This is a genomic window from Sphingobium sp. GW456-12-10-14-TSB1 (genome assembly GCF_059424385.1).
The window spans coordinates 18,451-39,068 of record NZ_JBWKZI010000005.1; the positions used below are offsets into that span (position 1 = coordinate 18,451).

Annotated in this window: 13 protein-coding genes and 2 pseudogenes; 5 read left to right on the plus strand and 10 right to left on the minus strand. The window is 56.7% G+C overall.

The genetic code is table 11. The features are described 5' to 3' along the window. Window positions 1-96: 96 nt before the first annotated feature. Complete coding sequence (locus AC07X9_RS24005) at window positions 97-2,994, minus strand: Tn3 family transposase (protein ID WP_086486001.1); 2,898 nt, start codon at window positions 2,992-2,994, stop codon at window positions 97-99. Between the two features lie 94 nt (window positions 2,995-3,088). Between AC07X9_RS24005 and AC07X9_RS24010 the strand changes: the two genes are divergently transcribed. Together AC07X9_RS24010 and AC07X9_RS24015 are read left to right on the plus strand one after the other, a co-directional pair. After that, window positions 3,089-3,718, plus strand: coding sequence for a recombinase family protein (locus tag AC07X9_RS24010; RefSeq protein WP_004213007.1), 630 nt, complete (start codon window positions 3,089-3,091; stop codon window positions 3,716-3,718). Next, window positions 3,715-4,272 carry a hypothetical protein gene (locus AC07X9_RS24015; RefSeq protein WP_004213004.1) on the plus strand — a complete coding sequence of 186 codons (558 nt, stop codon included), beginning with the start codon at window positions 3,715-3,717 and terminating at the stop codon, window positions 4,270-4,272. The genes AC07X9_RS24010 and AC07X9_RS24015 overlap by 4 nt, the downstream gene beginning before the upstream one ends. 775 nt (window positions 4,273-5,047) lie before the next feature. Here the strand turns inward: AC07X9_RS24015 and AC07X9_RS24020 are convergent. Continuing rightward, on the minus strand, window positions 5,048-5,863 hold the full coding sequence (locus AC07X9_RS24020) for an ABC transporter permease (protein WP_254908191.1): 816 nt from the start codon (window positions 5,861-5,863) through the stop codon (window positions 5,048-5,050). A 383-nt stretch (window positions 5,864-6,246) separates the two neighbouring features. Here AC07X9_RS24020 and AC07X9_RS24025 point away from each other — a divergent pair, with 383 nt between their 5' ends. Both AC07X9_RS24025 and AC07X9_RS24030 read left to right on the plus strand, forming a co-directional pair. After that, window positions 6,247-8,502 carry a coiled-coil domain-containing protein gene (locus AC07X9_RS24025; protein WP_495198007.1) on the plus strand — a complete coding sequence of 752 codons (2,256 nt, stop codon included), beginning with the start codon at window positions 6,247-6,249 and terminating at the stop codon, window positions 8,500-8,502. 41 nt (window positions 8,503-8,543) lie between these two features. Next, window positions 8,544-8,734 (plus strand): annotated as a pseudogene (locus AC07X9_RS24030) (integrase core domain-containing protein); the annotation flags it as partial. A gap of 133 nt (window positions 8,735-8,867) precedes the next feature. Here AC07X9_RS24030 and AC07X9_RS24035 read toward each other — a convergent pair. The 6 genes and pseudogenes from AC07X9_RS24035 to AC07X9_RS24060 all read right to left on the minus strand — a co-directional run bounded on the left by AC07X9_RS24035 (window position 8,868) and on the right by AC07X9_RS24060 (window position 17,136). Further along, the gene (locus AC07X9_RS24035; protein ID WP_086486476.1) at window positions 8,868-11,411 is read right to left on the minus strand and encodes a glycosyltransferase; all 2,544 of its coding nucleotides are present in this window, start codon (window positions 11,409-11,411) and stop codon (window positions 8,868-8,870) included. Between the two features lie 43 nt (window positions 11,412-11,454). Next, complete coding sequence (locus AC07X9_RS24040; RefSeq protein WP_086486475.1) at window positions 11,455-13,119, minus strand: glycosyltransferase family 4 protein; 1,665 nt, start codon at window positions 13,117-13,119, stop codon at window positions 11,455-11,457. 157 nt (window positions 13,120-13,276) lie between these two features. Further along, window positions 13,277-13,861: an NUDIX domain-containing protein gene (locus AC07X9_RS24045; RefSeq protein ID WP_254908190.1), complete on the minus strand. Its 585-nt coding sequence runs from the start codon at window positions 13,859-13,861 to the stop codon at window positions 13,277-13,279. Between the two features lie 108 nt (window positions 13,862-13,969). Continuing rightward, window positions 13,970-15,028 carry a GDP-L-fucose synthase family protein gene (locus tag AC07X9_RS24050; RefSeq protein ID WP_369596880.1) on the minus strand — a complete coding sequence of 353 codons (1,059 nt, stop codon included), beginning with the start codon at window positions 15,026-15,028 and terminating at the stop codon, window positions 13,970-13,972. Between the two features lie 73 nt (window positions 15,029-15,101). Then, window positions 15,102-16,176: pseudogene (locus AC07X9_RS24055) on the minus strand (IS5 family transposase). Between the two features lie 171 nt (window positions 16,177-16,347). Then, window positions 16,348-17,136: a hypothetical protein gene (locus tag AC07X9_RS24060; protein WP_176342174.1), complete on the minus strand. Its 789-nt coding sequence runs from the start codon at window positions 17,134-17,136 to the stop codon at window positions 16,348-16,350. Window positions 17,137-17,722: 586 nt separating this feature from the next. Here AC07X9_RS24060 and AC07X9_RS24065 point away from each other — a divergent pair. Next, entirely contained in the window at window positions 17,723-18,682 is a 960-nt protein-coding gene (locus AC07X9_RS24065; RefSeq protein WP_441347674.1) for a tyrosine-type recombinase/integrase, read from the plus strand. A 143-nt stretch (window positions 18,683-18,825) separates the two neighbouring features. Here AC07X9_RS24065 and AC07X9_RS24070 read toward each other — a convergent pair whose 3' ends face one another. Then, window positions 18,826-19,638, minus strand: coding sequence for a phosphotransferase family protein (locus AC07X9_RS24070; RefSeq protein ID WP_086486472.1), 813 nt, complete (start codon window positions 19,636-19,638; stop codon window positions 18,826-18,828). A gap of 257 nt (window positions 19,639-19,895) precedes the next feature. Next, on the minus strand, window positions 19,896-20,606 hold the full coding sequence (locus AC07X9_RS24075; protein ID WP_086486471.1) for a DUF6118 family protein: 711 nt from the start codon (window positions 20,604-20,606) through the stop codon (window positions 19,896-19,898). Window positions 20,607-20,618 lie beyond the last annotated feature (12 nt).

Genomic DNA, 20,618 nt, shown 5'->3' on the forward strand with positions numbered 1-20,618 from the left:
ATGTTGGCTATTTCTACTCGAAAGCACGAATGTACGCAGTCGCCGGCAATATTGCGCATCATAGGGGTCGAATCCGGCTGAGGGCGAAATGACACCCTAAGCCTCGGCACCCTTCGGCCAGAGGTATTCGCCGGTGAGGAGGATGTGCGCCCACCCGAGCGGTGAGATATGGGCCAGCAGGTGGTCGGGCGTATCGAGCCCTTCGCGTCGCCGGGCTTCGACGGCATGGCCGAGATGCAGGGTGTTCCAGTAGACGATGACGGCGGTGAGCAGGTTGAGGCCGGCGATGCGGTAATGCTGCCCCTCTGTCGTACGGTCGCGGATCTCGCCCTGGCGACCGATCCGTAAGGCGTTCTTCAGCGCGTGGTGCGCTTCGCCCTTGTTGAGGCCGACCTGCGCGCGGCGTTGCATGCCGGCATCAAGGATCCATTCGATGATGAATAGCGTCCGTTCGATCCGGCCGACCTCGCGCAGTGCGGCCGCCAGATCGTTCTGGCGCGGATAGGCGGCGAGCTTGCGCAGGATGCGGCTTGGCGGGACCTGCCCTGCGCTCATGGTGGCTGCGCAGCGAAATAGATCGGGCCAATTGGAGACGATCAGCGCTTCGCGCGCCTTCCCGCCCACCAGCGGACGTAACTCGCTCGGCGTAGCGGCGGGATCGAACACGTAGAGCCGTTTGGACGGAAGGTCGCGGATGCGCAGCACCAGGCGGTAGCCGAGCGTGGCGCTGATCCCGAACAGATGGTCGGTGAACCCGCCAGTGTCGGCGTATTGCTCCTCGATCCGTCGCCCGGCCTCATTCATCGTCAGCCCGTCGAGCAAGTATGGGGCTTCGCTGACGGTCGCAGGGATGGTCCGCGATGCAAACGGCGCGAAGCGGTCGTTGACGTGGGTATAGGCCTTGATGCCGGGATCGTTGCCATAGCGAGCGTTGACCGTGTTCATCGCCTCGCCCTGTCGCGCGGCGGGGTAGAATTGACCATCGGCGGATGCGGTAGTGCCCATACCCCAGACCTGCGCCATCGGCAGATCGCCTTGTGCGGCGACCACATGGGTCAGCGCCTGATCGATCGCCTCGCGTTCGACGTGCCAGCGCGCGAGCCGAGAGAGTTGCCAGTAATCATGGGTGTTGGAAGCCTCGGCCATCTTGCGCAGGCCCAGGTTCAAACCCTCTGCGAGCAGGACATTGAGCAGGCCGGTCCGGTCGTCGCACGGAACGCCGGTGCGCAGGTGCGTGAAGGCCTCGGTGAAGCCGAGCGCGGCATCTACTTCGAGCAGCAGGTCGGTAATACGGACGGACGGCAGACGGCGGTAGAGATCGAGCACCAAGTCATCGATCCCATCCGGCGCGTCAGCGGTGAGGCGATCGATGCGCAGTGTGCCGTCCTCGATACTGCCTTTCGGGATCGTGCCGTTACGCGCGGCGCGACCGAGCCGGGCAAGGCCATCGGCAAGACGGGCTTTGCGATCGGCGAGCCAGACATGCGGATCAGACGGTACGGCCAGCTTCGCAGCATGCGCGACTTCCATCGACACCAGGACGTTGCGCAGGTCACCATACCGATGCGAGCGGTCGAGCCAGATGTCGCCCGAGCGTAGCGCGTCACGCAGGTGGAACATGACCGCGACCTCTCGGAGACGGGCATCATCGTCGCCCTTCGCTCGCAACTGTCTCCGCCATTTGGAATGCGGCCGCAGGAAATCGTCAGTCGCCGGGGGCGTGCCTTTGGTGGCGATGGCGGTCACCGCGTTCAGCAAGGGCCGGGCGACCGGCGCGCCTTCGAGGTCGAGGCAGCGTAGCATTCGCGGGGCATAGCGACGGAAGCGGTGATAGCCCTGATCGACATGGGCCAGCGGATCGTCGCCCAACGTGTCTGTCAACGTCCGGGCCGTAGCGGTGAGGCGGGTCAGATGCTCCCATCCCGCCGCACGCGCGATCGCATCGTCAAGCGACGCACCGTCGCCATGCGCTTCGAGCAGCGATCCGCCGAGCGCCGCGAAGCCCGCCAGCGTCGCAGTGACCCCACCCCTGCTGTCTGCGACCCGTGTGTCATGCAGTTGCTTCGCCTCGCGCCAGGTGCGGCCAACGATCCGGTCATGCGTCTCGATCACCGCATCCGCAGTCGCGGTTGCCCACTCAATGATACAGACCGCGAGGATGGCGCGACGCCGGTCGGCACTCAGATCACGCAGACCATCGGCAAAGTACCGTTCGCCCTGTCGCCGCAACCTGGCGACGCGATGCGGTGGGACTCCGGCAAGCAGGCCGGCATCGAGGTCCATCGCACGCAGGAACTCCAATCGATCGAGTAGCCGGTTCGCCGCGGCGGAATTGTTGCCCGGCTCGATCCGGCGCAGCCAGATGAAACGGCTGATCGCGCCCGGCAGCATTTCAGTGGTCAGCTCGTCGAGCCGAGCGCAGGTCGCGGAACTGAGCCGCTCGGCGATCCGCCGTTCAATCCGGCGTTCGGCCGCGACGAGCGCATCCGCGCACAACCGCTCGATAGTCGTGATCGCGGGCAGGATGGTCATAGTGTCACGGCAGCGAGCGATGAAACGCCGGGCGAGATCGTCGTTGGAGCGTGCCTGTTCGGCTTCGGCGAACAGCCATTCACGAAAAGCCTGCGCTCGCGGACCCTGTCCGGGAAACGTCCTGTACCCATATACAGAGCGCAGCACCTCCATGTGCTGCTGGCGGGTTTGGCGCCTGACGGCGTAGCGGACGAGCGTATCGCCGGCGATGCCAAGTTGAGCCCCCAGGAAGGTGGATACCGCGAGCGGGATCACTTCGCCGGGCACCAGCATCCGGCCCGGATGGCGCAGTGCGCAGAGTTGCAGGGCGAAGCCGATCCGGTTTTCCGGCCGACGCCGCCGGTCGATGTGAGCCAAGTCGTCATCCGCCAGAATGTAATGCCGCAGCAGCGACGCCTCGTCGGTCGGCAGGTCAAGCAGCGCCGACCGCTGCCGGGCGCTCAGGATGTGGCGTCTCGGCATGTGGCAGTGTCCCTGTTGAACAGAAGTCTGTTTTGGACAACACTGACCCCACGCAAATCAAGGCTTTTCGAGGCCTAATTCCAGAAGGGTTCAATTGGGACAGCGCGCCGCCATCTACGCCAGGGTTTCGACAGCCGACCAGTCGTGCGAACGGCAGCTCCGCGACCTGGCCGGCTTTGCCGAGCGTGGCGGCTATGAAGTGGTCGAGGTCTTCCGCGAAACCGCGTCGGGCATGAAGGCAAACCGTTCGGCGCGGGCTGAGGTGATGAAGCTGGCGCAGGCACGCCATATCGATGCGATCCTCGTTACCGAACTCAGTCGCTGGGGGCGTTCGACCCAGGACCTGCTCGATACACTCAACCGGCTGTCGGGCTGGCGCGTGTCGGTGGTCGCGATGAGCGGCATGACGTTCGAGGTCGATACGCCGCATGGGCGGATGATGGCGACGATGCTCGCAGGTATAGCCCAGTTTGAGCGCGACATGCTGAGCGAGCGGGTCCGCTCTGGCCTTGCTGCAGCGCGGGCACGTGGCCGCAAACTCGGCCGGCAACTGGGGGAGCGACCCAAGTCGGACCGCCTCGCGCCCAAAGTGTTGGCGCATATCGCCGAGGGGCGGAGCTATCGCTGGATCGCTCGCGACCTGGGACTCAGCAAGAACACGGTCGCCGGGATCGTGGCTCGCGCACGGGGTAACGTGAGCCCTGATGTCACGGTGACGACATGACCGGGGCGTCTGGACGGCTGCGTCCCGATCCCCGGCGCAAGGCGCGGTTTCGCGAAATCGCCCGAGGCATTGTCGCCAAGGATCGCTACAATCGGAAGTACGGGATCGCCGTCGACACTGCTGGCGCCATCGCGCAGGCGCTAGAGCGCGCGTACCGCGATGGAGTCCGGGACGACCCGGCCGCAGCCGTTCAAGCGCCCGAACAGGATGATGCCGGCCCGCTGGAATGGGCGTTGATCCCACCACGACCGCGAGATGCCTTCTGGAGTATCTGCCTATACACCCTGGGCCGCGATACCGATCTCCCACGTGACGGCCATCTCGCTCCGGCTATTACCGAACGCGGAACGCCCGGATGGACACTCGTGGCAGGAGGGTACACCCCTGACAGGGTGATCAGCGATAGGAGCATTGGCCCGCTTGTCCGCCTCGGCCTTATCGCGCTCGCAGTCGATTTACCGGTTCGCATGATCGTAACCGCACAGGGGAAGGAAACATGGGCTCTCTTCTGCCAGCGCGGTGGGATGTACCCTGAGGATCTCACTGACATTTGATCCATTTGATCGACATCCATCCGGCGGAATGGTGAAGGGCAGCATCCGCCCCGTTGCAGACGTTCCCAATGGTCGTCATCCCGGCGCATGCCGGGACCGTGGGCTGTCTTTAGAAGCAGCCTCACGTCCGGGCGCCCTGGCGATAGCTATCGCCTCAAGACTTGCCCACGGTCCCGGCATGCGCCGGGATGACGGATGACCGCGCCCCACCCCAAATCAGCCGTCACCCTGAACTTGTTTCAGGGTCCATCAATCCGAAAGCCCAGTTTATGATCGGCCAACCGAGATGGCGGCACGAGCCACCACGCTCCGGCACCAATCGCCCGATGGATCCTGAAACAAGTTCAGGATGACGCAAGGCGGGGGCGCGATGTCCGCTCCCCACCCCTTCTTGCCGTTTCGCTTAGGGTGTCATTTCGCCCTCAGCCGGAACCGACCCCATCATAGACTCTCCATACGGCAAAAAACAGACGCCCGCGCCGCGGAATCGCCACTCCAGGCCCACAACTTTATGAGTATCTCATGGATATCTTATGGATATCCTTGTGCCAAAGACAGGGGGACGCCAGCCCGACATAGAAAGCGGCCCGACAGTGGTAGGAGGGGCGGGGAAAGGGCAGGACGCCGCACGCCCGCCTTCCGTCGCTATATTGGCGTTGGTGGGGACGGGGCGGGATCAGGAAAGCCTTACCCGGCTTGGCAGTCGGCAGATCGAAGGAGAGGCAACACCCCACCCCGTCACCGTGGCGCCCGCAGAGGACGACACGGTGTCGCCCTATTGGAGGTGGATATGGCGCCTGGTCACCTTGATGGATACCAGCCCCGCATAGCTCAACAGCAGACAGCAGCCGGCGATATAGGGAACATACACATAGGTATCCTTCGCCATATGGAACTGGCCGTAGCGCAACAGTTCGAAAATGCCTGTCAGGGGGAACCAACCCAGCCAGCTTCTATAGGGTTCGGGAACCCATGAAACCTGATAGAAGGCCCCCGACAACGGCATCAGAATATAGGTAATGGGATGAACAAAGCGGGCAACCAGCCTGTTATCATGGGTCCAGGCGCATATCAAAAGCGACAGCGAGAATGACAGCCAGAACAGAAGCCAAATTCCAAGCAGAAGTTCATAAGGACGACTTGGACTGTCAGCTAGGCCCAATATCCCCATCAAACTCATGAGAACCGCAAATGACATAATCGAGCCGACAGTTTCAAGCAGCCCACGCGCCAGCATCATATCGAATATCGTCACACGACGATGATACAGAAGGGGCATGTTGGATTCCAATGCCCCATCAGCGCGGGTGACCATGCCACGGAACATAAGGAACATCGTGTAACCCAGGATGGCGAATGGGACAGGATGAATGCCGCCATGCGGCAACCCGTGCCCAGCGTGCAGCAATGCAACGGCGCTCGCTAGGCTGAGGGGTTCCAGAAACACCCACAGATAACCGATATTTTCACGACCATAGCGGGTGTGCAGTTCACGCATCAGCAAGGCGCCGATGACATTGCCCTGAACTCTCAAGCCGTACCAAAATCCCCGGTCGCCGGTCGAGCCTGAAACATCTGAAATCATCGTCATAATAGGGCTTCTAAGCCGGATACCGTGACAAGAAAAGATCTCTCGCTCTCCTGGCAGGCGGGAGACTACTGGCCCCCATGACGCGCACTCCCTATCGGCCCAGCGCGGGCAGGAGACAGCAATAAAACGCCCACGATTCCTGACCTTGTCGCGGGCAACAGGGACAACCGTTCGCTTCTGCATTGACGCGGAGGCGAATGGGTCCGAGCCTCTCCATTGCGATACCCTGATGCGCCGGCACGGCGTTTGAAAATTCATCCTTGCCAAACCCTGCATTGATTGCACGGCCATAAACGCAAGCCTTGCGCGGAAGGCCATGAATCCTGCATACACGAATTGAAATTTGCTGCTTCTGGTGAATCCGAACAGAAAGAAACATAGCAATGGCAAACCAGAATACATCTATAATTAATTCACAGAATGAATTTAGTGCAGAAAATGCTAATATTTTACCGACTCCAGTATTTATTCATTCTAGTTTTCGCACTTCAAGCACTTGGCTATGGAGTAAGATTAGAAAACTTCCTAATGTTTTAGCATATTATGAGGTATTTCACGAGTCCTTGGCTAATGTTGATGCAAAATCCTTAAATTTTAATAGCCATTCTAGCTGGTCATCCGGACATCCTGCGCAAGCACCCTATTTCTTGGAGTTCTTGCCTTTTTTAAAAAAAGGTGGCGGCATAGAATTATTTGACTCAAATATGTCTTTTGAAAGATTTATTCCCGAAGGAGGAATAAATGGCGAATTGTCTTTGCAAGAGATATCATATTTAAGACTTCTGATAGAGCAAGGATATAAAAGTAGGAAGATCCCAGTACTGAGCGAGACCAGAACCTTGGGAAGAATTCGCTCTATAAAAAAGTCTATTCCCGTCAATAATGTGCTAGTCTATAGAAACATATTCGATCAGTGGGCATCGTATTGCGGACAAAGCCTGAAAGGAAACGAATACTTTATATCCACTATATTAGAGACTGTTAATACATCCAGTAAAAATGATAAGTTCATTAGTTCCTTAAGAGATTTTTTTTCAGATGCTCAATTGTCACCAAAAAATGAGAGTTTATTTTTATTATTTGTGATAATGCATATATATTTATATTCAAAATGCATAGATTATTCTGATCTTGTTATAGACACTTCCGCAATTGCAAGTGACGATAAACTTAGAAATGATGCAGAATCAGAGCTATCAAAAATGCTGTTGTCTTCAATAGACCTTTCTGATATTGAAGTTAATTTCGGCTCATCTGTTATTTTGATAAAGGACAAAAAGAAGTTTATCGATACTGTTGATCAGTTCACTAAAATTATAATATCGAGTTGCGATAGCCAAACCAGTGTTGATTTTTCAATCAAGTCAAGAGACGATTTTATCTCTGCATGGTCTTATCATAGTAGAGTGACATGCAATACTATTTCTTTCTATGAAAAAGAGTTGTCTGGTTTAGAAGTTCATGCTGAGCAGAAATCATTTGAATTCGCGCATGTTGTAAGTGAGCGCGACCAACTCACCACCGATCTGGCGCAAACACGCGCAGCCGCTGAGCAGACGGCCCAGGCGCTTACAGCAGAGCGCGACCAGCTCACCACCGATCTGGCGCAAGCGCGCGCAGCCGCTGAGCAGACGGCCCAGGCGCTTACAGCAGAGCGCGACCAGCTCACCACCGATCTGGCGCAAACACGCGCAGCCGCTGAGCAGACGGTCCAGGCGCTTACAGCAGAGCGCGACCAGCTCACCACCGATCTGGCGCAAACACGCGCAGCCGCTGAGCAGACGGCCCAGGCGCTTACAGCAGAGCGCGACCAGCTCACCACCGATCTGGCGCAAACACGCGCAGCCGCTGAGCAGACGGCCCAGGCGCTTACAGCAGAGCGCGACCAGCTCACCACCGATCTGGCGCAAGCGCGCGCAGCCGCTGAGCAGACGGCCCAGGCGCTTACAGCAGAGCGCGACCAGCTCACCACCGATCTGGCGCAAGCGCGCGCAGCCGCTGAGCAGACGGTCCAGGCGCTTACAGCAGAGCGCGACCAGCTCACCACCGATCTGGCGCAAACACGCGCAGCCGCTGAGCAGACGGCCCAGGCGCTTACAGCAGAGCGCGACCAGCTCACCACCGATCTGGCGCAAACACGCGCAGCCGCTGAGCAGACGGCCCAGGCGCTTACAGCAGAGCGCGACCAGCTCACCACCGATCTGGCGCAAGCGCGCGCAGCCGCTGAGCAGACGGCCCAGGCGCTTACAGCAGAGCGCGACCAGCTCACCACCGATCTGGCGCAAGCGCGCGCAGCCGCTGAGCAGACGGTCCAGGCGCTTACAGCAGAGCGCGACCAGCTCACCACCGATCTGGCGCAAGCGCGCGCAGCCGCTGAGCAGACGGCCCAGGCGCTTACAGCAGAGCGCGACCAGCTCACCACCGATCTGGCGCAAGCGCGCGCAGCCGCTGAGCAGACGGCCCAGGCGCTTACAGCAGAGCGCGACCAGCTCACCACCGATCTGGCGCAAGCGCGCGCAGCCGCTGAGCAGACGGCCCAGGTGCTTACAGCAGAGCGCGACCAGCTCCATGCCGAGCTTGTCGCGGCGGCCGACAATGCCAAAAGCTCACATGGCTGGTCACGTTTCTGGGGACGCTAATCCGTATCGCTCCTGTGAGGACGGCCTTGCGGTGATCGGCTGCCCGTGTGGTGATCTCCGCCTGGGCAGAGGATTACAACCAGCAGAGACCGCATCCCTTGGATACGAGACCCCGGCGGCCTTCGCCTCCGAACTGCAAAAGCAATGGCCTGCTCCGCTGCGCCCTACGGGCTCCGCTCCACAGACCATTGCTTCATCCGCGCTCATGCGCAGCAAAGCTGCCCGGCTCTAATCCCAGCTGGAGGAAATCTGGGGGTCACGTCACACCGAATGCACCAACTACTTCAGATCATGCGTCTATGAACCAGATTGAATGGAAATCATTCTAGCTATAGCTGCAGCGTTAACCCGGGGGGCTCGCATCGTTAACCGCCGACCGCCCCAGCAGCGATCCCATCTTCGCTCCCACAGTCAACGTCCAAAGGCGGCAAGGTCTTGAAAACGGTGAGATGTTCGGCCGCACATTTCTCCCAGGTAAAATTTCCGACGACCTGCGCCGCCTCTCGGCCAAGAGAGGTGCGCACATCGTCACGCGTAGACAGCAAACGGATGGCCGCCGCAATTTCCTCGACATTTAAGGGATCTACCAGAATTGCACCTTGCGCAGCAATCTCAGCCATACTTGAGCCGTTACCGGTGATTACAGGCGTTCCTGCCGCGAAAGATTCCACGATCGGAAACCCAAAACCTTCGGCAAGAGAGGGGAAAACGGTACAAACGGCCCCCGCATAAAGGTGCCACAGCGTATCGTCATCGACCCGCCCCAGAAACTTTATCTTTGGCGCGGCATGTCCCGCCAACTTGCCTAGCTCAGACGAGGTGATAGACCACCCTTCCTGCCCGACGACCAGCATTTCTAGATCATTCACACCCTCTTCGGAAAGCAATTTCATAGCCGAGATGACCGAGGACAGGTTCTTCCGGGGCTCGATGGTGCCAACGCACAGGAAATAAGGCTTCGATTGCCCGGTAGCCCATGTCGACGCCTCACGGCTGGGAGGTGACGTAACCCCCAGATGCGCGAAGGACATCGTTGCAGACAGGCCTGGAAGAATATGGCGGATATGGTCTTGGGTCGCTTTCGATATGCAGATTATATGATCGGCCGCGCTCAAACCATGCATTTGGCGCCTGAAGGCGGCTACAGCCTCACTTGAGAACCACTCAGGGTTCGTGAGCGGGAAGATGTCGCAGACTGTCATGACCGTGCGGAGGGCGCTGAACCGTTGGTCGCAGCCTTCGAGCGGGAAGTAGGGATAAAAGACAAGCCCCATCTCCGGCTTCTCCCAGGGCGCTGCAAATTTTAGGTGCGCAGGGATGCCCTTGCGTCGTATCAGTTGCGCGCAGCTTTCCGCGAGCCTGGGCGAGTGGAAGAGTATGACATCAACACCATCGTCGTCGGCGATGGTCCACAACAGATTGGATACATAGCGATGCACCCCGGTCGCGGCCTTCGGGTCGACCATGGCCATGCACAGCACATCAATATTCATATATATTTTCAGGCGTTTGTCCAACACCATCTGCTTTTCCAGAACAGGTTTGTCCGCCGCCATCCACACTAAAAGATCGGACAATGACGGCGGCAACCGATTTTCTAGAATATGCTTTACTATCCAGTCTTCCTTTGACGACATCAGCAGACCGTCAGCCACAAGTTCTTCGCTAGCACGCAGTCGTAGCAGCGTGAGCATGAATGTACGTAGCGAGCCATGAATATTGTCAAACTCGCCGCTTTTGAGAAAGCCCTCAATTATGTTCTCGCGGGGATGCCCTGCAGCCAAGGCATGGATATAGCCGGCATATTCTTCATCAGACGCAGCACGCCGCAGAAGATAGGCATATGCCATCACCACAAATTCCCTGTCTGGAAGGCTGAGTAATATCTCTAGGTCGGCAATGATGCTGAGATGCTGGTCGGTGGAGGGTAGAAAATGGCTTAAAGACGCCGACCTACGTTCTTGATCGGTCGACATGAATGCGGCGACACGCAGCATTTTTGACCATTGCCGCCAATCTTGCTGATGTATGTACTTTGCATAATATCGCACCAATGCCTTTATCTTAAGGTCGGGCGGACAGTATTTATCGAGTACATAAAGTGTAGCCTTGGCGTAATTTGCGGATTTGAGCGAAAAGAACCGAAGATTCCTCTTCGCAAAACCGCCATCGGCAACCTCGGAAAAGCGGTTATAGACACGGGCCGCCGGCGACACCCAGCGCGCAATACCAGCCCGCTCCGCGCGCATGGTCAGTTCGCTATCGCCGTGATAATGGGGGGTCCATCTATCGTCATACAGACCGATCTGTTCGAAAACGGTGCGATGGAAGAGGCTGCCATTGCCACATAGGTAGTTAACCGGCAACAGGGCGCTGTCGCTTGTAAACGGCACGGCGTCATCCCATAGACCGGCCATAGACAGTTGCAGGAATGCGCCATCATTCCAGCCATTATGAGCACCCACGCCCCATAGCCGCCCCGGATTGTCGACATAGGCCACGACACTACCGATAATCTTCGCGTCGGTTTTCACGACAGACGCAATCAGGCGCGAAAGATAATCATCCATGATTATCGCGTCGTCATTTATCGTGAGAATATATTCACAGCCATCCAGCAGGGCCTGTTTGACACCGAAATTGGTGGCTCCGCTCCAATAGCTAGAATCGGGCGCGGAAATGACACGTAAAAAAGGTAGATTAAGATCAGCTAGCGCTTCTGGTGTACCGTCGGTGGAATGCGAATCTACGATGTACAGATTGAAGATCGGATAATCCTGCCGCGCTACCATATTCGCAAAGCCCAGCGTCCATTCCCGTCGATTGCGCACGGGCGTTACAATCCCGACTACCGGAAAAGATTGTTGATCGGAGGATGAGGAAATGGGTAACTGCATCAAATTGTCCATGAAAATATCCGCCGATCTAAATCAGTTCCCAGGAGCAAAAGCATCAGGCCGGGACGCGCAGGCGCCGTAGCTCTGTGCACAGTCTGGAAAGATATTGGGACGATCCGTTCTTCAATTCAGCGCTGTGCGATCTTCTAATAAATGTATCAAATATCACCGTGCCATACCGATACATGGAATCGTACAGATAGACGCCCCGGCTTTCGGACGGAACATCATCGAGAATGCAATCTTCGATCCTGTCGTCGAAAACCGCATATCCAGCATCGGCATGAAGGCCGATGCACAGAACCGCCAAATTTACGCGAGGGGCGCTATATTTGTTCAGTCTTTCTTTATCAAATTTAACGACAATCTGCATTTCCGATTGATCATATCGCGTACTGAAATCCAGAACCGCATGGCTTATTGATTTCATATCGCTTGCGTTATAAAGTATGACTTTGGGAAGCTTTTTGAACAGCGGCTTTAACGCATCATCAGTCAATAATGATAAATCGAGGGCGACGGTGATGTCTGCATCATGCCCGAATTTGCTGACATGCCAGGCATGAAGATCAGGCAATGAATATAGCCATACACGATCCTCCTGTGAAAGATCACCATACAGGATCAGCACGGAGAGAGGATTGTAGCGCGGTGATAAAAATTTGCCTTGGCGCGCCAGCATCTGATCATCTGTTTTCTTCCGCGCAAGCGCGGCGTGAATCGCCTCCAACAGGCTGATCGCCATCTTTTTGGAAGAAAAGCGGTCAGCTTGGTCAAATCCCCGTTGGCGTTGCTCAGACCACCGCTTGGGGTCTGTCCAGAAAGCTTCCAGTTCGTCGGCAATCGCAAGTACATTGTTGGCGTTCGAAAAATAGGACGCCGCCTCTCCGCATATTTCGGGAACGGCCGAGGTTCTGGTGGTGAGCACCGGCACGCCCAGCGCCATCGCGTCTACCAGAGGAATGCCGAACCCCTCATAAAGTGTGGGGAACACCATAGCCGTGCTGCGCGTGAAGAGCGCAAAAAGCTCGGATTCAGGCAGATAGGCCTGTAACGTGACAAGGTCTCTAACCCCATGCGCCGCCGCGACATCCGCCAGCTTCTTCTTCATGTCCGTACGGCCGCCGGTGTTTGTCAAGACGACTGGAACCTTCACCCCGCGACGGTTCAGCACACCCACCGCCTGAATCAGGATTTCATGGTTTTTATGTTGCCAAGGTACGGCTGGATAAATCAGATAGGGGTTATCCTTCTCGATTTCCCAGGCAGTTACCTCGTCTCGCGATACACCGCTGTCCTCAGCCATGAAGCCGGCAAGATGCATTACGGTTACACGGTCGACACCATAAAATTTGTGAAAATTATTTCGTTCATATTCCGAAATGGCGACCAATTGATCGGATCGATTAATCGCATAACTATATTCTGCGATACGTGATTTTATCTCTGATTCAGAGAAAAACCACGGCATTTCCATATGTTGAAGATCAAGCACCATACTGATCACGGCGATTTTCGGATCAATATGCATTGGCCTTAGACCATTAAGCGGATCGATATAACATTCGCACCATTCCAGATGCTCCTCAAGCTGGGCATTGGAGTCGTTCGACACGATGACGAATGCAAGATCGGGAAACCGGGGCAGCAAATATTCCGAATGCGGTGCAATGGCGACGCGCAGGTCGACATACTCGGCCAGATGCGTAAGCAGCGCCATCACCAGCCTGCCAGCTCCACCCGCTCCCTTGCCCTCTGGCAGTAAGCGAACAATATTCAGCAGAACACGAGGCCTAACATATGTCGCATCATCACGAGTTTGATTATATGACACTGTAGTATTGCCTCGCTCTAATATTATTACCAGTTTTCAAATTTTAGCTGGTCGTGAATAAATGCGGATACCTATCTTTTAACGAAAGGATAAGGATCAACGTTTTGGCATCCAATATGCGACCATTGGATGCGTCTCTAGCAAGATCGATCAACGGAATCTCGTGGACACTGATATTTTCATGCTCATGAAGGCATCCACCTCCACTACCGACGCGCGTGCTGAGGCCGTAGGGGGCGAGAAACAGATGAAGTCGCTCGGTCGAAATCGAGGGCATCGACCATAAATGCACGACAAATTCGAGCGATTTGAGTGTGACGCCGCCTTCTTCCCACGCCTCCTTCAAGGCACAGGCTTCGGGAGTTTCCCCGTCTAGTCGTCCTGCAATCGCCTCAACAGGCGCAGTGCCTCCAGCCAGAAGGACAGCCGCTCTGGGTTGCGTGACCAGCAATGCCATCCGGCGCTCGGGATCATAGGGGAGAACGACCGCCCCATCACCATGATCTTCCACATGGCGTTCGACCGTTGCGCCGTCCGGCATACGGACTTCAACACGGCTGACATTTACCCAGCCCGTCAAAACGGATTGCGCCGTGACAATTATTGCGGCTGACGGATTTTCCATCATGGCTTGTCCAAAGACGTCAGAGCACAGGAAGATGCATCGCACCCATTAATATCCGGCTCGCCTGAGCCCACTTAACCGGTCAAGTCGTACAACCCGGTCTGGCCACTATCACACGACCGGAGCGTCAGGATGATTTTCAAGAAACCAGGTGACGGTCGAGCGGATACCGTCCCGCAAGTCGATTTTATTAGCCCAGCCCAATTCGCGGATTTTACTAGAATCCATTACTTTCCGGGGCGTGCCATCCGGCTTGCTTGCGTCGAAGATAAACTGACCATCATAGCCTACAACATCGGCAATGGTTTCGGCCAGTTCCTTGATCGAAACCTCCGCTTCACTTCCACAGTTGATATGCTCGTAGCCAAAATAATTATCGTGGCAAAAAATAATCCCTGATGCGAGGTCATCAACATGCATGAACTCACGAAGAGGCGTGCCCGAACCCCAGATTTCGACATTCTTCAGCCCGCTTGCCTTGGCCGCTAATATTTTCCTGACGAGCGCCGGCAGAACATGGCTGCTCCTGAGATCAAAATTATCACCAGGACCATAAAGATTGCATGGCATAATAGAAACATAACTGCGATTATACTGCCGCATATAGGCTTGGCACAATTTTATGCCTGCTATTTTCGCAATCGCGTACCATTCGTTGGTCGGTTCCAGCGCCCCTGTCAGGAGGCTGGTTTCCTGAATAGGCTGCTCGGCAAACTTTGGGTAAATGCAGGACGAGCCCAAAAAGACAAGGCGGTCGACGCCAGCTTGGTGGGCGGCGTGAATCGTATTGTTCTGAATCAGAAGATTTTCATACAGAAAATCCACAGGCTGCGTGTCGTTGGCCATGATGCCGCCGACCTTTGCCGCGCAGAAGATGATCGAAGAAGGCTTATAGCGACCAACCCATTCATGGACCGCCGCCTGATCACCTAAGTCGACGTCCCGCCGATCAACCGTCAGAACTTCCCGGCCCTGGAACTCCAGCGCACGGACAACGGCACTCCCAACCATTCCGCGATGTCCGGCAACCCAGATCTTATGTCCCATGCAATGTTCCGATTGTGCCCCAAAACGCAGCCTGTCATTATCATCATTACCAGAGGGGTCAATGAAATCTGGGCACCTCCATTTACCCGCTGGTTTGAACGGATTGATGGGTTCGAGGGCCATGCACGGCGCGATTTGGGCTTTTTTCCTCTCGATTTGGCGAATTTCCGGGGTTTTCTGGTAATCGGGGACACAGTTATCCTGTTGCTGCCCGTGTCTCGTGGAAGATCAGGCGGTGCATGTTGAACGCCAGGTTGGCGAGCGTGATCTTTGTTTCGGCGCGGGCCAGGCCGATGGTGCGGACGAACAGGCCCATGACCGCCTTTTGATGCGCGAACACATGCTCGACCCGGGCGCGGACCTTGGATCTGGTAGCGTTGCCGCGCCGAACATTCTCGGGCATCGGGCGGCCCTTGGGCTTGCGGCGATGGATACGGCTGACCCGGCCCTGGGACTTCAACCAGCGTTCGTTGCTCTGGCTCCGATAGGCCGTATCAGCCCAGACATCCGAGGCTGTATTGTCGTTGGTGACCACCTCGCGCAGCATGCGCCCGTCGTAGCGCGAGCCGTCCGTCGTCTTGCCCTTGCGGATAAAACCAAAGGCCTTGCAGATCGAGATGCTGCTCTTGTAGCCGAAGCTCGGGATCGCGATGTCCGGCTGCGGCCTGCCATTGGCGGTCGGACGAGCCTTAGCGAACTTGAGCGTCCAGCGTGCGTCCGTGTCCTTCTGCCGCGCCTTGGCAGGCTCGTCCGCCCAGATCTCGGCGGCGCTCTTGCCCTCCTTCACCGCCGCCTTCTCGGCCTCGGTGTTCCGCTGCTTTGGGGCTGCCACCAGCGTGGCATCAACGATCTGCCCGCCATCGGCAGGTAGCCGCGCGCCTTCAACTGGCGGTCAAAATCGGTGAACAGCGTGTCGAGCGCGCCGGCGGAGGTCAGCCTCTCACGGAACATGCGGATCGTGTTCGCATCCGCGTCGCCGCGTCAAGGTCAAAACCCAGGAAACGCAGCCAACTCAGCCGGTCGCGGATCAGCCATTCCATGCGAGCATCGGAGACGTTGTGCTGTGCCGCCAGCACCAGCACCTTCAGCATCACAACTGGATCATAGGGTGGGCGACCGCCCTTGGCACCGTCCGAATAGGCAAGCGCGGCAACCAGCGTCGGACGGAACGCGTCGAAATCCACCACCCGCGCCAACACCTCCAGCGGATCGCCGTCCGCCGAGAGCCGCTTCATGTGGTCCGATAACCCGAAAAGCCCCGATTGCCGCATCGTTCGCTCCCACTGCCCGGAGCCAGTGAATCATCCCTTAGCGAATTTGGCGAGCGGTAAATGGAGGCGCCCAGCTTCCATGAGCCCCGGCTCAAATTAAAGCGCCCCACTGAAGTGGAATGATATCAAAAATGTGTCTCGATATATACCCTAAATTTTACATATTAATATTTAATTCTTTTCTAGTATAGGAAGTCCAGACTTAACAATTAACTGTAGTTTCCTTATGTAAAATGGCATTTCCAATACAGAGTTTCCATCTGACCACCTGAATGGCCCATCCTCGGAATGTTCGATATCGTAAAAACCCGAGCGAAAACATTTGGAATCGATTGCTATATATTTTTCATCAGCGCGAACTCCGGATATGGCCACTCCAAGCCGTCGAACATCCTCACTTTCAGGATGCTGCTCCGTGACAATCCCAGATCTGGAAAATATCCTGAATATTTTCTGCGGATGATTAAGCTCATAAATATTGTCCCCTGCAGAAGGAGAAATAATTGCATCTTCTATTGCAACTTGGATAGATTTGTCCTCTATATAACTCCACCCGTCATGCAATGCTCGCCGCACATTATTTTGTCTTATCTTAAGAATATCAATATTATTTTTTTCGAATAATTCTTTATTAAATCCATGTAAATAAATTTTTATTCCCCCAATAGATAGGTCTCTGACTCCTACAAGATCGACCTTATAAACGTTTATACAATCAACGAATTTCTGAGAAATCGTTGCTGAATTAACAATCTGGCCTGCTTTAAGTTTTACACCCTTTAATTCTAAAATAGATTCGCTGGGAATAGATATAGTTTCGTCTGGGCAATTTTCATCAACCGAGTTTTTGGTTAATTCTACAACTGCCATAGATTTTATTCCAGGATTTTTTGCAACTTGATTGTTTCCTGAAACAATAATTCTATTTCCATTGCAAATTATGATATCGTTCCTAGACAAGGCACGAATCGGCTTCGATCCTTTTTCAGTCGAGACGTAGCTATTTCCATGTAAATATACGGACCATGAATCTGTATGCATGTAATTCATCCGAATTTATATTTGATGATTATTTGCAATGATTACGAAATATATTCGGTGCTATGCCTTGACACCTGTAGCCCGCCACATGACCTAATGAGCTTAAACCTGTCAATCTGCCTTGAGCAGGGGCGATCCATGAGCCTCCAAAAAAAGCCGCCGGGAAGATCCGACCCTCTCTGCATTCCAGGCAGGTCCGCGACCTGCTCAGGACGGAGACAGCCTCAAATTGCCAGCTTCATAATGACGGGGACGTTGCAACAGACAGCGATCGCTGATTTCGAGCTACTCATCCATCACGACTGTCGCGCGGCAATGAAATGATACCGCCGGGCGTTCCATGTATATCCCTAGCGTCACGCCTATCCCTCTCTCACGTCTCCCTCATTCTTTTTTCCAATCGGCAGGCTCTTTTTCAAAAAAGTCTGCCCGGGCAGACTTCAAGATGTCGTTACTCCTTGTAATGTGTGATAAAGGACATTATCACATATTCTGTCTAGGTCCGATCCTTATGCTGCCGTTATTGTCACCGCCTGCGCTCGCCCTACCGCCGATCGTCGCGGAGGCGCAGCCGCATGTGCATATTCGCTTCCTTGAATTTTTCGCCGCCAATATCCGCAATGCCAATACCAGGCGCGCCTATGCGAAGGCGGCGCGGGACTTTCTAGGCTGGTGCCACAGCCATGGCGTACGCCACCTGGAAGAAATCGTGCCCATACATGTCGCCGCCTGGGTGGAGAAGCTGGGGCAATCGCTGGCACCGCCCAGTGTCAAGCAGCGCCTGGCCGCGATCCGCCATTTGTTCGACTGGCTGGTGACGGGGCAGGTGATCGCGACCAACCCCGCCGCCAGTGTCCGCGGCCCGGCGCATAGCGCGCGGAGAGGCCGAACACCGGTGTTGGAGGCGCAGGAGGCACGCGCGCTGCTCGACGCCATCGACATTTCGACGCCGGCCGGGCTGCGCGACCGGGCGCTGATCGGGATCATGATCTACAGCTTCGCACGGGTGGGCGCGGCGCTCGCGATGAAACGGGACGATGTATTCGTGCAGGGGCGACGGCTCTGGCTGCGCCTGCATGAAAAGGGCGGCAAGCGGCATGAGATGCCCTGCCACCACATCCTCGAAGACTATCTGCTCTCTTATATAGAGACGTGCGGAATCAACGAGGGCAGGGGACCGCTGTTCCGCACGATCGCGCGTGGCACGAAAGCGCTCAGCGCCACCCCGCTGCGGCAGGCCGAAGTCCATGCCATGGTCCGCCGCCGCGCCCGCAACGTCGGGATCGGGACGCAGATCGGCAACCATAGTTTCCGTGCGACCGGCATCACTACCTATCTAAAGAATGGCGGGAGCCTCGAAAACGCCGCCGCTATGGCCAATCACAGCTCGACCCGTACGACCCAGCTCTATGACCGGCGGCGCGACGAGATCAGCCTTGCCGAAGTAGAGCGGGTACGGATTTGAGCGCCCGATCTAGAAGTTCCTCAATCCCAGCAATACCTTGAGGTAAGCCGGGTGACACCTATGCCTTCCTGCAAAGCCACCGGATCGCTCAGGCGAGACGGAAAAAAGTGCTCGGCCCGCCGCCGCACCCCAGCCTGCCTTCGTTAACGAAGCGATGGCAACCCTGCCTGTGCCAGAGCCTTGGCTAGATAGCGCATGAATGCCGGCGTCCGTCCAGCGTCTCGGGCGCGCAGCCAAGCTAGCGCGACTATGGGCCGCCATTGAGAAATGTCGCTAGCGGTCACGCCGGACGCCGCCGCATAGCTCCTCCGCAATCGAGCCGCCGCCCAGTCTCGCCACAGTCTCGTCACCCAATCATTAGGCCCGATGCCAAAGCGCATCAGCATCTCGGATCGCACCGCGTCCGCCGCCGGATGGCCCACTGCGGCCTTCGACCAGTCGATCACTACTAGGCCCCCTGAGGTCATCATAACATTGCCGAGATGAAAGTCGCCATGAGTCAGCGCATCGCCATACGGCAGGCGGTCAAGATAGGCGATAGCTGACCGTTGCAGCGCATGTGATGCAGGGCCATAGGTAATATCCGTCGCCAGCACCTGTTTAAGTGATCGCAATGTCCCGCCTCGCACCCGGTGCATCGCGCCGTGCAACGCACCCATGCGGTCGAGCGCCCATCCAGCCCTTATCGGATTACAACGGATCCAGTCCATCAATGTCGGACCGTGCAGCCGTGGATAAATGATGGCCCGACGCCCGTCCCATGTCGTTCGTCCGATCGCCGCTGCGGTCGGCACGCCGCTGGCTGCCGCTTGGGCGGATGTCAAAGCTTCGCGTGCGATCATCTCGTCCGAGACGCTGTCGCGGAACAGCTTGACCACCTGATCCCCGCCAATGTCGAACAAATCTGCACTCGTACCGCTGGCGAGGAAGGACAGCTGAGAGGCCTGATCGTTCATCCTATTTTGTTAACAGAGCAGGCCCGCCTCAAACAGTCTCGATGCATTGTTACTCGGCACGACAAATTGCCTTACCCTTCCTGCTTTCTTTCGCTTGCCGCATACCTCACTTCCGCTGAACGGTGGCAGTGGATCATCTCAAGCCCCATTGGCGAGATATCATATAGGTGCCCCGGTCATCCTAACCTCGTTGCGAGCAAATGACTGCTGCCTAACAAGCTGGAAAAACCGACACACTCCGATCGATTATTGATGGGCTATGGCGCAACGGGATCACCACCCTTCACCTCGATCGTGCAGCGCACCGGCTTTTTCGCTTTCTCGGCCGCCTCGCGGCACCGCTGGATGGCTTCGCGGTTGCCTTCGGCGAGCGGGTTGGACGCGAGGATCAATCCCCAGCTCTCAGGCGCGCCGCTCTGCATCAAACGCTGCCCCGCATCCCATTGCGTCGCCGCACCCAGCGTTCGTGTCGCCATGTATTCGGGCCAGCGCCAGCTATCCGGCGTTGCTCGTGCGAGCCAACCCGCAAAGGCGGCGTAAAGCACCAGCCCCAGCACCACGCCACTGCCGCCGAACAGATAGAGCCGGCGATTTTGCTCGTCGCCCCGCCGCGCTGACGCGAGCCGGTTCCCGATCTCGCGCGCGGTCTGGTCCAACGCCGTGCGCGCCTCGGCGATAAGGCGCTGATCCTCGCGGCGCGCGCCCGTTGCGGCCGATGCGATTTCGCCCGCCATATGCGCCGGGTCCATCGCCAAGGCAGGACTTTTCCGCATTGCCGCGATCTGCTGGGCCAGCACTCCCAGCACATTTTCGGTGCGCTTAAGCGTCGGCTCGTAATCGGGAATGTCGATATTCTCGCGGGCGGCGGTCAGACCTTCGACGGCGGCGCGCAACAACGACACTTCGCGGCCGAGCTGGGCGAACGCCCGCGCCGCGCCATCCTCACCTTGCCCGTCGTCCTCATCCATGCGTGTCCCTTT